General features: G+C 61.8%; 8 protein-coding genes. 5 read left to right on the top strand and 3 right to left on the bottom strand.

Annotated features, from left to right (window positions below; genetic code table 11):
• Positions 1 to 384 precede the first annotated feature (384 nt).
• The gene (locus C438_RS00380; protein WP_004967215.1) at positions 385 to 1,917 is read left to right on the top strand and encodes a DUF7827 domain-containing protein; all 1,533 of its coding nucleotides are present in this window, start codon (positions 385 to 387) and stop codon (positions 1,915 to 1,917) included.
• Between the two features lie 454 nt (positions 1,918 to 2,371).
• The gene (gene csg / locus C438_RS00375; RefSeq protein WP_004967214.1) at positions 2,372 to 4,840 is read left to right on the top strand and encodes an HVO_2072 family ArtA-dependent S-layer glycoprotein; all 2,469 of its coding nucleotides are present in this window, start codon (positions 2,372 to 2,374) and stop codon (positions 4,838 to 4,840) included.
• Between the two features lie 347 nt (positions 4,841 to 5,187).
• Here the strand turns inward: csg and C438_RS00370 are convergent, their stop codons facing one another.
• Positions 5,188 to 5,943, bottom strand: a complete 756-nt coding sequence (locus tag C438_RS00370; RefSeq protein ID WP_004967213.1) for a TrmB family transcriptional regulator — start codon at positions 5,941 to 5,943, stop codon at positions 5,188 to 5,190.
• 510 nt (positions 5,944 to 6,453) lie between these two features.
• On the opposite strand from C438_RS00370, the gene C438_RS00365 reads away from it, so the two are divergent.
• The gene (locus tag C438_RS00365; protein WP_049917608.1) at positions 6,454 to 8,031 is read left to right on the top strand and encodes a hypothetical protein; all 1,578 of its coding nucleotides are present in this window, start codon (positions 6,454 to 6,456) and stop codon (positions 8,029 to 8,031) included.
• Between the two features lie 136 nt (positions 8,032 to 8,167).
• Here the strand turns inward: C438_RS00365 and C438_RS00360 are convergent, their stop codons facing one another.
• A complete protein-coding gene (locus tag C438_RS00360) occupies positions 8,168 to 10,420 on the bottom strand; it encodes an efflux RND transporter permease subunit (protein ID WP_004967211.1) in 2,253 nt (750 codons plus the stop codon).
• A 28-nt stretch (positions 10,421 to 10,448) separates the two neighbouring features.
• Positions 10,449 to 12,005, bottom strand: coding sequence for a COG1361 S-layer family protein (locus C438_RS00355; protein WP_004967209.1), 1,557 nt, complete (start codon positions 12,003 to 12,005; stop codon positions 10,449 to 10,451).
• 394 nt (positions 12,006 to 12,399) lie between these two features.
• Between C438_RS00355 and C438_RS00350 the strand changes: the two genes are divergently transcribed.
• Entirely contained in the window at positions 12,400 to 15,465 is a 3,066-nt protein-coding gene (locus C438_RS00350) for a right-handed parallel beta-helix repeat-containing protein (RefSeq protein ID WP_004967208.1), read from the top strand.
• A 322-nt stretch (positions 15,466 to 15,787) separates the two neighbouring features.
• A complete protein-coding gene (locus tag C438_RS00345) occupies positions 15,788 to 16,981 on the top strand; it encodes a hypothetical protein (protein ID WP_049917607.1) in 1,194 nt (397 codons plus the stop codon).

Raw genomic sequence — 16,981 nt, 5'->3', positions numbered from 1 at the left:
GTAGAACGGAGTGTGTCTCTGAACATCAGTACGTTTCAGACGTGTAGGGGAGGGCACTGAGTGGACAAGACGACCGAGGCAACACCTGTGTATACATCTCTACTAACAGTAGCGACACACAACTAATATCTTTTGTGGACACTGGTCGGTGAATCAACAGAAAACCAGTCATTTGACGAGTGAAACCACGTCAAACGGACGGTTATCGGGGCTAGTGACGGGCGGTGACAGCACGCAACCCAAAACTGGTCTCTCAACTGATGTGCAAGCTACCTACAGGCGTTTGAGGATAGTGACTGTGACAGAAAGTACTTACTGCCAGACCAGATAGTCTGGGGTATGAGTCCACGGACCCGCTCGATACGAACATTATCTGTTATCTTCTTGTTGATTCTCGGGCTGACGGCGATTCCGGGCGGCGCAATGGCTGTGCACGCGTCGGACCCGACAGACGAAACGGTGCGGTTCGCCGACGCCCAGCGGGTTGAGCAGCAAGGCGACTTCGTAAAACGCACGCTGGTCCTCAACAACACCGACGAGGCTAGACTCCAAATCTCATCTGCGGAAGGCGACTTCTCGGCGACAGTCTTAGCGACCGACGGCTCTGGCGACGGCGTTGTCACCGTGGTGTTCGACACGGCGAACGCGAACGACCCCGACACCGCATTCCGGACGGCGGACGCAAACGATACTGTCTCCGTCCTCACGCGCCCGAACGCGGCCGCCCCTGAAGCACTTCCGACCGGCCGGTACAACGTAATCGCCTCCGCCGGCCAGACCCGGATTGCGGACCGTCTCTGGATTGAGCCCCCATCGGTCCGAGGGAGCGCGGCGTGTTCGGTACCAGCCACCCAGCAGCCCAGTGCCGTCGACTGTGCTGACCGATCGCGCGGGAGTGGGTCCGCTCCCGTCGTCGCGGTCGGTGACGACGCAGTCGTGCAGTACCACGTGAGTGGGCTCGAAAGCGCCGTTCAGCGGCCCGCTCCGGGCACGCAGTCGGTGTTCGCGCGGAACGCGTCCACGGGCGCGCACACGACACACGTTGTACAGTGGTCGCCACAGACGGATGTCCGTACGAGCCAAACGCTCCGAATCAACTACCGCGAGGGGACGTCGCCGTCCCTCCACAGCTCGCAGCTGATCGAGCACATCGGAATTGATACGGATGCCGACGGTGAGATCGACCGGTCGCTCAGAACTGCCGTCAATCGATATCAGGTCACATCCAGTGGCGGGCTGACAGTCGCATTCGACGAGCCGATCTCGGTCGCGGATAACGAGACGCTGCTGTTCGAATACCACGTTGTCAACCCCCGTACGGAGGGAACGGGCGCTGTTTCGGTGTCGTTCGGAGGGGAGACCGCCCAGAGCCGTCTCGAATACGCGTCGAGTCCCCTCGGTAACGTGGGCCCCGGCGTCGATCTCCGCGTCGAGAGTTCCGAGATGGACTTCGTCTCCCCGCAGACGGTGTTCGATGTCGCATACGACGCGGAGACTGACACGCTCAACGTCGTCGCTGACTCCACGCGCTTGGAAACCGGGACGTACAACGTGTCCGTCGTGGTCGACAGCGAGATCCACGCCGATGGGGAGCGGGTCGTACTGACCGAGTCGTTCACGGTCGCCGAACCGTCGGTGGACAATCTCACGGCGACCATGTCCGGCACGAAGCTTAACGTCTCGGCACGGACCAACCTCGCCCCACAGACCAAGATGGACATCGACCTCACGATGTCACAGGAGGGCACCACCTATTTCTCCCGGTGTCTGACGACCGTCGGCCAGAACGGTGTCATCGCCTGTGACTTCGCGCCGCCAAGAACCGGGGCCGCGAACGTCTCGATTAGCTACAACGACACCATCGTCGCGGGGCCGAAAGAGATAGAAATCGAATCGAACGTGACCACTCGCGAATAACGACTACGTGGCACTGCCGCCGACTCGCGACTGAAGTCATGACTTGTCCGCGGACTCCCGGTCTGCCCGTCTCGGCGGTTGTGGTCTCTGTCCTTGCGTCTTGTTGGCCTGTCGAGGATGAGGTAGCCATCGTCGTCGTGACTGTTCTCGTCGTGTCGTTGTTGGTGGCTTGATTGGTTCGATACTCCGCTGGAGCTCGTTTTTTCGGTCGTCTGCCTCCGAGAGTTGGCCGGCACCGTTCGCCTAACCTCCAACGTTGTCACGTGTGGGCGGGGATTACGTCCGGACACCAACTGCGAGACGGCAACGGGGACAGGACCGAACATGCAACAGAAACAGAAAGCATTTACCAAGGCCGCTTATATGGTTCTACCGTACCCCTGCCCATCCCCCGCTAGTAGGGATCCGCGTTATAGCGAAACTGCGCGGAAAATACTGGCGCTACAAGTACACTATGACAACGATCAAAAATCAAACGCGTGCGATACTTCTCGCCGCGCTGATGGTAACCTCCGTCTTTGCGGGAGCCATCGCGTTTACGGGAAGTGCCGCCGCGGAGCGTGGAGATCTCGACGCAGACAACGAAACGTTCAACAAGACAATCGAATCCGGAGACCGTGTCTTCCTCGGTGAGGACATTAACACCTCTGCCGGATTCGCAGAGAACAACTCGATTCTGACGGGTGTCGCAGGCAGCGCAGAAGGTGTCACCCTGGATCTGAACTCACCCATCCCACAGAGTTCGGATGCCCAGCCAGTTGGTGCGTACACTACTAATGGTTCGAGCAGTGCCCCCGGTGTCACGGTTCTCGCGCCGCGCATCACTTCCAGCGAAATCCTGACGGCCAGTGGTGGCGACGTCACCGGCTCCGCCCTCAGCTCGGGCGACGCTGGCGAACTCTACGTCCGCGCTAACTACAACTTCGAAGACGCCGAGAAGGTCACAGTTACCGTTGAAGACCCAAGTGGGACGGACATCTCCAACGAGGTTGTTCAGGGTAGCGACGTGATCGACGACGGAACGGCTGATGCTGACGACGACGCACAGGTCGGTGCCGAGCTCGACATGTCCGGTCAGGACGCCGGCGAGTACACGATTATCGTCGAAGGCGCTGAGGACCTCGACTTCGGTGAGGCCTCCGAGACGCTGACCCTCACGATCTCGTCGCAGGACGAGGTCGGCATCGAACTCGACAGCGAGTCCGTGACGCAGGGTACTGACGTTCAGTACACCGTCACGAACGGTATCGACGGCAACGAACACGTTGTCGCTATCGACACCAACGACCTCCGTGACAGCGATGTCACGACTGCCCAGGCAGAGGGCGTCTTCCGTAACATCGGCGACACCTCGGAAGTCGGCATTGCGAACGCAGATACGTCGGAAAACGCGACGGCTGACAACGCGACTATCGCGTACGCGGTCGTTGAAATCGACGGCGCGAGTGCCGTTGGTGGCATCGAAACACAGTATCTTGACGACAGCGACATCGACATCGAAGTGTACGACGTTGGCGTGAACGCCACCGAGGCTGCCAGCGGCGACTTCGATTCGGTGAACGACATCACGCTCACCGTCGAAGAGGGCGGCGCGACGCTCTCGAACCCGACCGGCCAGTACGTTGTCGGCTCGGAAGTTGATATTAACGGGACGGCTACCAGCTCCGACGACGTCGCAATCTACGTCCGCGACGATGGCGACTGGGAGCTCCTCGAAATCGACGGCGGCGACAACACGATTAGCGTCGACTCTGACGACACGTTCGAAGAAGAAGACGTTCAGCTCTCGTCCGCTAACAACATCCTGTCGCTGACGGGTACCTACCGCATCGGCGTCATTGACGCGGAAGACGCCGACATTGACTCGCCTAGCGGCGTTGATTCCACTCTCACGACGTCGGAGTTCACGAGTGGTGTGAGCAGCAGTAACTCGATCCGTGTAACCGATCAGGCTCTCTCGGGTCAGTTCACTACGATCAACGGCCAGGTTGCCACTACGGACGGAACCGTTGACGTTAACGGTTCTGCCTCTGGCGCTGACTCCGTCCTCGTCATCTTTGTTGACGAGCGCGGATCCGTTGGATACCAGCGAGTGAGTGTAGACAGCGATAGTACCTTCGAGGAGGATGACCTGAACATCGATGACGTTGATGGTGATTCCCTCGCACAGGGTCAGATCACTGCCCACATCCTCTCGGTTGGTCGTGACAGTAACGTTGGTGACGGCTCGCTGCCCTCCGAGTCCTCGGGGGCAAACCTTGATGATCTGGAGAGCTATCTCGCCACCCTTGACGGCGGTACTAACAGCGGTGAACAGGTCAACGAACTCATCGCCTCCGAAACGGTTGACGAGACGGCGAGCGACGACCTGATCGTCACCGAGACGTTCCGTCTGGCCGAGTCCTCGACGTCCATCGACTCGATCTACCCGGACGCCGCTGAAGCGGCTGGCATCAACCCGGTCGCAACCGGTGAAACGATGGTCATCGCTGGCTCGACGAACCTCAAGCCCGACGACAACACCGTCAGTGTCGAAGTGACGAGTGAAGACGGTACGTCCGTCGCACTCGAAGACACTGATTCGTGGGAGAACGACGGCATGTGGATGGTCGAAGTTGACACCACTGACTTCGAGACTGGCACGTACACCGTGGAAGCCGACGACGGCGACAGCACGGACACCGTGAACGTCGAAGTCGTCTCCGAGCGTGAGGACACCACGACGACGTCCTCTGAGGAGACCGAGACGACGACGACCACGGAAGAACCCACGGAAACGACCACGACCGCAGAGCCGACTGAGACCACCGAAGAGCCGACTGAGGAGACCACCACGTCCTCCAACACGCCCGGCTTCGGTATCGCAGTCGCTCTCGTCGCACTCGTCGGCGCGGCCCTTCTCGCACTCCGCCGCGAGAACTAACGCCGCCGCCCCTCCTCGTCACTCCGACGAGGACGTGACGACAGCAGACGAGTAACCAACCGGATTCGTTCCGGTCTTTTTATTTTATCCCACCAACCCGAAGAGACACTTCTGACGAGCAGGAGTCGCCACCGACGGCACCGAGGTGGAGACCGTAGTCTCAAAGCCGGTTCTGAACGGGTAGCTGGTGTGTTCGTCGCACCTGTCTGGAAGGCGTGTCGTAGCACATCGCACGCCCAGTAGTCGCGAATTCTGGGTCGCAGTCAGAACTCGGAGACTGTTCACGACACTGTCAAACAGCGAACGGCGTCAGCGGTAAGCGAGTCGGCAGGATGGACAGTCGGTTCTCACTCGGGAACGGGGAGACTGCTCGTGAGGAGCTGTGAGAACGCCTCGGCGAACGTCGTGTTTGCGCTCCAAATCGCGATTTCGGGTGCCGATCGGTTGCTACGGACACTCAGCAGGAAGCTATCCGAATCGACGAGTAACAGCCGAACTGCGTGGTCACCTTTGGCCTGTTGCGGTGGGATCGACACGACGGACACACACTCGTTCTCTCGCCACTGGTCCGAAATCTCTTGGTCACTATCCTGAAGCAGGTGTACCGAGACATCGCGTGAACAGCACGAGCGGACTGTACTCAGGAGTTCGGCATCCGGATGCCCGAGGCTCTTGGCACCGTAGATCACTCGCGTTTCGGCTTCGTCGATGAGTTGACTGGCCCGGCCGATAATCGCCGGCGTGCCCGTGATCGTCCACACGTCTTCATTCTGTTCGGCCGCCGGAGCGGTCTGTCGTTCGAGCGTCTTGAGCCGATCGAACGCCGTGTCACGCTTGGATTCGAATTCGCGACTGAGTTGGGACTCGACCTCGGACAGCGATATCGGTTGGAACACCTGTGGGTTCGCCTGTTGGACGCTAATGAACCCTCGCGACTGCAGCTCTTTGGCCGTCGTATACACCTGTGACCGCGGGACGTCCGACGTCTTCGCAACCTCGCGCGCCGTTCCCTCGCCGAGTTCGATCAGTGCGGTAAACACCCGGGCTTCATACGTAGACAGACCGAGCTCGATGAGCGCATCGATCGCTTCGCTGTTGTCCATGGCTAGAGTTCCTCTCGGAGAGTGGTAGCGGTTTGGGTATTTGTCTCTCTTGATTCCGCTCTTTCGTTACGGGGACACCCACATGGATGCGGAAGAGGCTTCGCTTGCGAGAGGGACCTAGTACGTCATCTCAGGTCGTTCAATCGTCCCTCGACAGAGCGAGAATTCCCCGAGAGGCGGCTTGAGACCGAAATAGATTAGTATCGATGGATTTGAGAGTAAGAAAGGTTGGCGTCAAGCCAGCCTCTGTATGGGCAGTCATCGGATCGACCCAACTAGTCGTGTTAGTGGCCAGTTGTTTGATGGCTGAAATGCGAGTAATCTACACCAATTTGCTTACTCGTAACGACAGGCCAGTACCACTCCATCTTGGGTCGGCGGCTCCCGATTCGGGACCGTATTGCCCCGTATCCTTGGAGCCATCTCGGTTAGTCCTCCTCTGAATTTCAACGATGATAGTTGGGTCTGTAGATTTATCTTCGAAACGCCCACTGGCTAGTGTATTCGAACATGGACTCCAAGCACGTGGGTTGGGCGGCCGCAGTTCTACTGATACTCTCTTTTACTGCAGGAGTAACCGCCGCGGCGGAGCCATCGACGACAACTGGAGACGTGGCTATCGATGTTTCGGACACACACCAGCAGGTCGAACGGAACAATTCGACCGACCGTTCAGAGCCGAGTCTGACGCTGGTTATCGAAAACCGGACTGTAGCCGACGGGGACACGGTTACGACCGGCGACAACCCCGAACTCACGGTTCGAGCGAACGGTTCGGCGGCAATCGAACTGCTCGTCGTCCGCGTGGACGGAGACAGCCGACGGATATATACGCCGAACAGCACCGCGGTCCAGGAAACGGCAACGCTCGATGTGACCGCTGGCGAGCACGCGCTGGAGGTTCTCGTAAAGGAGGGCGGGAGAACCACGACCCACAGGGCAACGATAATCGAGGATTCGATCGCCCCGGCGTTGGTGTTCACGTCGCCGTTCCGGACGGGCAACACCAGTATCTACGAAACCCCCGAGAACAACTATACGATCAATCGGTCTCGAATCAGCCTCGACGGGACGCTCTACGACCACTCGGACGTCGAGCAGGTGTCGATCGAACTGCGCTATCACGGCCAGGGTATCGATACTCCCTGGGGATTCCGAAAACGGGTCGTGATCGACGATCCGAACACGTCGATTTCGAAACCGCTTCGGCTGGGGCCGTTCGACGACAGCGTGGGCGCTGGCCAAAACAGTCTCAAGATTACGGTGCTCGATTCGCGCGGCCACCGCCGTCAATACGATGTCGACATCTACGTCAAAGACGAGACGCCGCCGTCGATTGAGATACTCAACCAGAGCCTCGTCAAAACACGCTCGGCGGTTCGGTTGACGATTCGGGTGACGGATGCGGTCGGCATCCGTTCGGTCGGTGTTCGTCGCGGCTCTGCGGACGGGTCGGGATTGAACTACGAGATTCAGCCGAAGCCAATCGGCGCGCGGCCAATCGAACACACGTTCACGAAGACGGTCCCGCTCGTGGGGGACAGTCGAAACATAACCATCGTTGCGGACGACGGCACCGGCAACGCGACGACACGCGAACTTGAGGTGAACGTCACGCAGCTCGTGCGACCGGCGATCGAACTCCAGCCGGACACGATTGCGGTCAGCGATGACCGGGTCCACGTCGAAGGTCGCGTGTACGATGGCCGCGTTACCAGCGTGTACGCCGAGACGGTCGGACCGACCGGCGACACCATCGATTTAGCGCAGATTTACGGTGGGGGCGTGACCAGCGACGTTAGCATCAACGAAACGCTTCAACTGGACGGGTACCCGGCGCGTGTTCGGGTCCGTGTGACCGATTCGACCGGGAGAGAGCATATCGAGACGGTTCAGGTCGCACCACCGAACGCAACGGCCGACGAACCGAACGCGTCGACACCGACTCCAGCCGGCTCGGTGCGAACGAACACGCCGTTACCCAGCGTCCCCTCGGAGTCCTCGTCTGGCGGACTCATCGGCACACTCGTCGAGGCGGTCAGAAACCTGATTTCGACAGTTACGCGGGGCGAGTCTCTCGGGGCGTGACCCGAGCGAGTATCGCCGATGCGCCGTGGGGACTGGCGTTGCTCACACCGTTTTTGCCTCCGAGAGTCGGTCTCCGACCCCAACGGTGGACCCCTCGCGCGTTAGCGCGGGGGACGTACAGAAAATCGGGTGGCGGTCACCCGCCGGAGGAGCGGATGGCGGTCACGCGCTCGGCGATCGAGTCCAAGAGGACGAGCGTCGGGGGGAGCGTCGCCAGCGACGCGATGAGCGTCAGGAACACGACGCCGACGGTCAGGAACCCGAACCCGCTGAGAATCGGGAACGGCGACAACACCAGCGCCGAAAAGCCGAACACCGTCGTCATGCCCGACACGCTGATTGCCTTCCCGACCCGCGTGGCCGCCGTTTGGACGGCGTCGAGTCGACTGACGCCCGCCTGCTGTTTCTCTTGGTAGTATCGGTCCATCACGATGATGGTGTACTCCGCACCGATGCCGACAGTCATCGCCCCGAGACTCGCACCGAGTGGCGAAACCGGGATGTTCAGCAGATACATATAGATGTTCTGCCAGCCGATGACGAACACCATCGGGATGAGCGGCGCGACGGCCTTCACCAGATTGCGATAGTACAGGAGGAGCAGGACGAACACGAACAGGACTCCCAGTCCGGTCGTCACGTTTCGTGAGTTGATCTGCTCCACGATGGAGGGCGTCGCAATCGCGGCAGTTCCCGTGATGTCCGCCGTCACTCCGGGCGGCGGGCTACTGTACGCGATCGACTCGCGCGTGTTCTCAAGGAACGAGAGGGCCTGCTGGGTGGTCATATCCTGTTCGGAGTAGACCATGATGTGCGCACGCCCATCGTTGTAATACTGGAGTTTCTGTCTCTCGGGGATGGTTTCGAGCACGCGCTTGACGCCACTCTCGGTTTGGGGGATTTGGCCCCCGTTGTACTGTTTAATCAGCGTCGCTGGCGAATCGACGCCTTGTACCAGTGGGGTCTGTGTTGCGACGTGCTCGAAGTCAAGCATCCACTGCAATGTTGTCGGGTGTTTGAGATTCGTCCCGGTCACGAGCACGTCGTAACTCGTGCTCGAACCGCCCCCGGCAACAGAGCGGAACTGCTGGAGGTCGGTGTACGCGGGGAGGTCCTGCGGGATGAACCCTTCCGTATCCGCGAGCGTGTCGAGTGACCCGCCAGCCTGAAAGCCCACGAGAGCGATCAGCAGCGCGATGCTGAGGACGAGCACTGGATGACTCGCGAGTGTCCGCGCCGAACGGCCGAGCAGTTCTCCAACGAGGCCGACGCGATCTGAGTCGCCTTGGGACTGCGACGCTGTGGCCGTCGTCGGAGCGTCGTCTTCGGTCGGCGTTTCGTCCGTCGAGTCGCCCCGCCGGCGAACCCAGAGGGTGAGAAGCGGGAGGAGAACGAGAATCCCCGCGACGAAGGTGAGAAGCACGCCGAAGATCGAGGTCTGGGCGAACCAGATAATCGACGGCGACGACGTCGACACCCACGTCGCTCCGAACCCCAGGGCGGCGGCGAGCATAGCGACGAAGACCGGTGGACCGATCCCGCCAAGCGCTTGCGGAAGCGCCTCGCGCGGCGGATGGTTCTCCAGTTCCTCCTCGTACCGCTCGTGGAACTGGACGGAGTAGTCGATGCCCAGCCCGATCAAGATGGGGAAGACCGCGCTGGTCATCGTCGAGTTGGGGACTCCAGCGTACCCGATCGCCCCAAAGGTGTAGATGACGCCGACGAAGACGGCGACAATCGGGAGGAGACGAAGGCGGACGCCGCGGAACAGGAAGAACAGCGCCAGGACCATGAGCCCGATCGCGAGACCGAGCAACTGCTGTGTACTCTGCTGAATGAGCGTCGAGAGCTGTGCAGAGAACGCGGCACTGCCAGTGACGGTTACTGTCGTTCCGGCGGGGAACTCCGCCCAGTCAGTCGCTTCTACGGCCTGCGTGTAGATGGGCCGTTCGTCCTGCTGAGAGAGCCCCGTATCGAAGACGATCTGGACGACCGTGTAGTCCGGTGACCCGATAACGCTTCGAATCTTCGCCTCCGAGTCGGGGATTCGACCGTACTCTTGGCGGACCTGATCTGCCGGACTCGTTACGGTATGGACGTTCGCCTTCGTCGACATCTGCCGGTCGACGCGGTCGATCGCGTGGAGTGTCTGCGGTTCCGAAATATCACCCCGTACGAGAACGGCAATGCTGCCTCGGTCAAACGATTCCGTAAACGCGTCGAACGTTGGGTTGTCCGCAACGAACGCAGCGTCGCCAGTGACGCTCGTGATCTGCGCAGCACCGCCGAACGCGGTGAAGATCAGCAGGACTGCGAGGAGCAGCACTGCGACCGGCCGCTGTTGGACCTGTCTTCCGACCGTGCTGAATACCTCGCGTAGCTTATCCATGGTTACTCCTTGTCCCGTCCATAATCCGTCATCGACGGCGGTAGACGACGGCTATCGCTCCAATCCCGAGGAGTGCGAGAACACCGATGACCGACATCGGAATCGGGAGTCCACCGCTCGACGGGGACAGGGCAATGCCGACCGGCAGGCCGTCAGTGTATTTCGTGTCGCCGTCGGCCTCGTCGTACCGGACCTCGACCGAGGCGTCGTAGGCTTTGACGATCGCTTCCGAACCGGCGCTGATGGTGAACGTCGCCGTCTTCGTTTCTCCCGGTTGCATCTCGCCGAGATACGCGCCGTCGTCGGACGTCGAAATCGGGTCGCTCACGAAGAGCTTGGCGTTGGCCGCCGAGACCGGCTCTTCACCGTTGTACTGCACCTCGACGTCAACCGTCTTCGTCGTCCCCGGCGAGACGCTCGTGCTGACGTTCACGACCGAAAACGGGTCCTGTTCCGCCCCGATCGATATCGACTTGCGAATCGGCGAGGACGTCCTCACGTCGCCGTCTTGGTTCTCGTATTCGACGATGAACGGGAACGTGTTCGTCCCCGGCTCGGCGCTCGCCGGAATCGAGACGGTAAAGGAGACCGGTTGGGACTCGCCCGGTTCGAGGTCACCGATCGCGGACTCGCCGTTCGTCGGCGTCACAACGGCCGTGTTGCCGATACGGACGGCGACGTTGCTCACGGACCCACCGCCCGTGTTCACGACCTGTGCGTCGATCTTCGCCTCGCCTTCGTCGACTCTGAAGCGTTTCGTTTCGATGTCTCTGATCTCGAACGTCCGCTCGGGTTTGACCGTGACTCCGGTCGTCAGCGTATCCGAGGTCTCGGTAACACCGTTTTGGTTCTCGTACGACACGGCGAGGTTGATGGGGTACGACCCGGCTTGGGTTTCTGCCGCCGCACCGACTTGGACAGAGAGGTTCGTCCGCTCACCCGGCTGAAGCGACGGGACGTACAGGCTCGTCGACGACTGCGGGTTCTGCGTCGTTCCGAAGAAAACCGTCGGCGACTGCGTCGTGACCTGGACCGAAGACGACGTGGCGGTTCGCGTCCCCGTGTTTTCGAGCGTGAACGAGAGCCGGCCGGTGTCACCGGCGAACACCGCGTTATTCTCGTCGTTCACGACCTCGAACTGCGGACGGTCTTCGACCTCGACCGTCACCGACTTCTTTTTCGTGACCGTCCGCCACACGTATTCCGGGCCGTCGACGTCGCCGTACGTGACCATCCGGACGTACTTGTACTGTACCTCGACGGGAATCTCGTAGGTCCCCGGCTCGGCGGCACCGATTTCGACGTTGAAATCGAATCGAGCGGTTCCCGAATCCGGGATTGCGCCCGCCGTCACGGTCCCCGTTTTCACGTCGATCGGCGCGTCGATCTGGTCTTCGAGAACCTCCATCTGGACGCTCTGTGCGGTCTGAACCTCCTGTTCGTACTGCGCTGGCCCACCCTGTTCGAGCCGTCCGTTGTTACTTGCGACGATCGACAGCGTCGCGGACTCACTCGACCGGTAGGTGTTGTCCGACACGCTCAGCGAGAGCTCCGGATTGCCGTACACCGAACTCTCGGCCGACACGGGAACTGCCGCGATTGACGTTACTACTAGCACACAAAGGAGTATCGCTGATTTGTTCCGTACCATCTTGGTGATCTGTGTTAGTTGTCTAACTGCTGGCTCGTCGGTCGACCGACCGAGTCCTCACTGTCTCCGACGTTCGACTTCACATCTGAGACGTGATTCGTTGAGGTGTAAAACTCTATCGAACGGTCGTTCTATAAGATTTATTTTGTATATTCGAATACATTAATCGTCGAGGTAGCGGTCTCGACCTCGGGCCGGCGACGGATACTCGGGGAAGGGAAAACTAAATCCGTATCCTGACCTATCAGGGTGTAAGACAAACGTGGTGACTAACAAACTGATCCCGTGGGCTGTGGCGCTCGCTGTCGTCTGTACGCTTTTCGCCCCCATGTTGAGCGCGTCGGCCATGGCGGCACCCTCTGGGGTCACGTTCGTCGAATCACCGATCCAGTCCGACACGACGTGGACCGAAGACGGCGGTCCCTATCGCCTCATCCGGAATGTCGCTGTCGAGCCCGGCGCGACGCTGACTATCCGCCCCGGGACGGAGGTCCAACTCGCGGAGGGCGTCTCGCTCACGGTCCGGGGGTCGTTGCGCGCGACCGGCACCGAAACGCGGCCCGTGCTGATTACGCAGAGTGCGGCCTCCGGGCGGGACCTCAGATGGGAGACGATTCGCTACAACGGCTCCGAGTCGTCGACGCTCTCGTTGCGAAATACCACGTTACGAGGCGGTCGAAGCGGGATTACGACCACGAGCGGGGAGGGGGCAGTCGCCGTCACCGACTCGCGTCTGCAAAACTTCTCTGTGGCCGGGCTCTCCGCGAACGGCACGACGACGCCCCCGGTGACGATAACGCGGTCGACGCTTTCCGAAATCGGCGGCCACGCGATTCGCGCGAGCCCGTCGATCGGGGCCGTCGAAGAGGTCGAACTCGACTCGACGGACCGACGCCGGAACCGGACCGCACGGCACACGCTCAGGCTCGCCCCCGGCGTCGGCGTCTCGATGGAGACGATTCGCTTGCGGTATCCGACCGAGCGGTCGGTGGCCGACATCGAGACTGGGTCGCTTCGTCGCATCGGCCTCGATACCGACAACGACGGAGATATCGACCAGTCGTTCGACGACGACGTTTCGGACGTGTCGGTCAGCGGGCGTCACGTCGAAATCTCGCTATCGCACTCGACGTACGTATCGAGTCGGGACCGACTCATCGTCGAGTACGATGGGGTCGTGAACCCGCGGACGCGCGGGGTGTACCCGGTCGGGGTCAGCCTGCTCGAACGCCGGGTTCCGCAGTTGTCCGACGGGGTCCACGCGATGTACGTCGTCGGAGCGGAGACGACGCCGTACGCGTACGCGCCGCCGACCGACCTCACACGCGTCCGGGGAATCACCGTCAGCGACTCCGAGTTCGAGGATATCGATGGCGCGGGGCTGTTCGCCGACGCGGATATCGCGACCGGCATCCGGGTCAGCGACAGTCGGTTCACCGACGTGCGGGGAGACGGCGTGGCGATACGGGCCGCCCAGAGCGAAGGCAGTTTCCGAGGTAACAGCTTGCACGCCGGCGACGCGGGAATCCACGTCGAGACGCGGACGCAGACGACGCTGGTCGCAAACGAAAACCGGATTTCGGAGTCGGAGACCGGGATTCGCGTTCGGCAGTCCGAGCGGCGTGACCGTGGCGTCACGCGAGTGACGCTTCGCGGGAACGAGTTGGTCGACAACGACCGCAACGGGCTCGAAATCCAGTCCGAAACGAGCGAGGGCGAACTGTGGCTCACGGACAACGTCATCAGCGAAAACGGAGAACACGGGGTCGCGCTCTCCAACTGGGCGATCAGGAACGGTCGGGTGACCGGGAACCGAGTTCTCAACAACGGTGAGGACGGAGTCGCGGTCAACAGCCACGTGGTCCGAAACGTCACGCTGTCACGAAACCGAATCGCCGAGAACGGCGGCGACGGTCTCGACGTGTTCGTGCGCGCATTGGCCCGTGATTTCGTCGCGACCAACAACACGATTGTCGACAACCGCGGCCACGCGCTGACGGTGCGCTCGGACCTCCTCGTGCACCGCGTTACCGTCGCGGGGAACCGCCTCGCGAACAACGGCGGTGCCGGGGTTCTCGTTTCCAGTCCGCTCACCCACAGCGGCCAACTCACCGTGTCGGACAACGTCATCGCCGCGAACGGCTACGGGCTCGTGTCCCGCGGCACCCTGAACGCGACGGTTCGGAACAACGACATCGTGTTCAACACGAATACGCACGTCCGACCGCCAGCACTCGACGGCGTCGCCCCCGGAACCGGGCTCTACGTCGCCGAGGGGTCCCGCGGTGCGATTCTCGACCAGAGCGACGTCGACGCCCCGTTCGAGGAGCTCGTTGCGAACCCGCAACTCCGGCAACAGATCGAAATCGCGACGCTCTGGGACGATACGGTCGCCGTCCTTCGCACCGACGGCGTGAGCCACACCCGGTCGACGGCCGAGGGCGCGGTCGATATCCGCCGTGTCGACGACTCACTGCCGACGGGTATCGAGCTCTCGTACGGCGAGGCGGACGCCGACCGCTACCGAATCGCTAACAACGACGTCTACGGCCACGACACCGGGATGGATATCAACATCTCCCGGCTCGTCACGGCGAACGCGACGGCGCGAATCGTCACCGACTCGATACGGACCGTCAACGCGGAGTCGAACTACTGGGGGGCCGCGAGCGGGCCGTATCACTCCTCTATCCTGCCGGAAGGCGACGGCGACGAAATCACGATTACCAACGGCTGGGTCGACTTCATCCCGGTCGCGGACGCCCCGATCGGGCAACGGTACCGACGGCCGACCCCGCGGCTCAGTACGCCGTCGACTGCGGTCGCGGGGAGTCAAATCCAGCTCTCGGGGGCCGAAAGCGCGGCGGAGACCGGCTCGGTCTCGGAGTACCATTTCGTCGTTAACGGGACGAGCCACACGACGCGGGAGCGCGCCGGACTCAGCCTCCGCATGCCGAACGAGACGCTTACGGTCGCACTCAGCGTCGAAGACGGCCTCGGAATCGACAGCAACGAATCCGCGACGGCACGGATTCGCCCGGTACCGGCGACCGGCTCGGAGTCAGCGGATTCCACCGAGACCGCCGCGGCCCTGACCGAGCCTGAACCGGGGGCGGCCTCCGGGTCCGGCCTGCTCTCCGCGTGGGGCCTCCTCGGCGGTGGCTGTTTCCTGTCCGCGCTCTTCTTCGGCGGGTACGGAATGGTTCGGACGGTTCGAAGCCAACCCGTTCCCCTGCGCGGATTGTTCGTCCAGCTACTCGCCGGGGTCGGGATTCTGGTCTGGCTCGTCGCCGGAGTCGTCGGGTCGACACGGCTCGTTTTCGTTGCCGGCGTCGCCGGCGCGCTTTGGGTCGGACTCACCGCCATCGCGTATCTCGTCGCGACTCGGACCTGACGCCTCGTCGGGGCGTCTGTTCGAGCGTCCGGCTTTTTCCCGAGACGTCGGCGGCGTGTTGAAACCGACAAACGGGTATCAGATTCACCGACTGCGACGGTATCTATGGGTGATTTGGGTCTAAGTAGTGAAAAGACTCATTTATTCTTGGCTCGCTGATTTGTTCTGTAGAAATGGAGCGACGCAACCAGATGGTCCCACTGATCGATCGGCCCTCCAAGAAGCAGACACCGCTGACGCGGTCGGTTCGGCCCGGCAGGCGAACCGACGGCGGGCGAACCGACGGCGGGCGTCAACCGAGTGTGGCGTTCGGGTCGGGCGCATGACGCGGAGTCGCGGTGTTCGGCCCGCTGTCGCGGGTGCAGTCGCGCTGGTTGCCGTCACGAGCGTGCTCGTCGCGGGCCTCCCGGCGGTGAGCGCGCAGTCGGGGCAAATCGTGGTCAACTCGACGACAGTCGAGCCGAGTGAGCCGTACGTCGGCGAGTCGGTCACGGTTCGTGCGACCGTCTCGAACTTCGAGAGCAGTTCCGGCGGCGTGGACCTCAAAGAGATCACGCTCCGTTCGGGCGGGAGCATCGTCGCTGAAGCGAACAACCTCGGAACGCTCGGACCGGGTGGGTCCGTCGACGTGCCGCTGTCGACCACGTTCACGAGCGCCGGAGAGAAACGGCTCAGAGTCCACGTCTCCGGCCGCCACGAGAACGGGAACGTCATCAACGTCGAGTACCCGGTCATCGTGACGGTCGAAGAACGGGACGTGCGAGCCGGGCTCTCCGTGACCGAGCAGACGAACGACACCGTCGACGTGGAGTTGACCAACTACGGGAACACGAACCTCTCGAACGTCGAAATCACCGCGTCGGTAAACGACTCCCAGGTCGCCCAGCGGTACACTGCGAACCTCGGCCCGGACACGAACCGCTCTGTCGTGTTCGACACCGCCGATATGAGCGACCAGGTCGTGCTGTTCACCGCGACGTACACCGTCGACGGAGAGACGTACACGACCTCGCTGTCGAAGGAGATAGACGACGAGTCGGTCCCCGGCGAGATTCGACTGACGAGCATCGAGACCACGCGAACAACCGGCTCCGTGACGATACAGGGCGACGCCGCGAACATCGGGAACACGGACGCGAGCTCGGTCTTGCTGACTGTCAAGGAGACGGAAAACGTGTCCCACGGCTCGCCGTCCGGCGGCTACTTCGTCGGGCGCGTAGAGGGGAGCGAGTTCGCCACGTTCGACCTGACCGCACAGCTCAGCGGCGAGCCGACCACCGTCCCCATCGAGGTGTCCTACATCGTGGACGGCGACCGCGTGACGACGACACAGGAGGTGCCGATCGATTCGAGTGGCACCGGCGTCACGCCCGCCGCCGGCGGTCCCCAGTCCAACCGGGGTCAGGGCTCGGGCGGGTCGTCGGGTGGTCTCCCACTTTCGTTGCCCGTTATCGGGGGCGTGCTGGTGGTCGTCGTCCTCGGCGGAGTTGGCATCTATCGCTGGCGCCAGCACTAG

Source organism: Haloferax denitrificans ATCC 35960, from assembly GCF_000337795.1.
Classification (GTDB): domain Archaea; phylum Halobacteriota; class Halobacteria; order Halobacteriales; family Haloferacaceae; genus Haloferax; species Haloferax denitrificans.
This window is presented reverse-complemented; position numbering and strand designations above follow the sequence as displayed.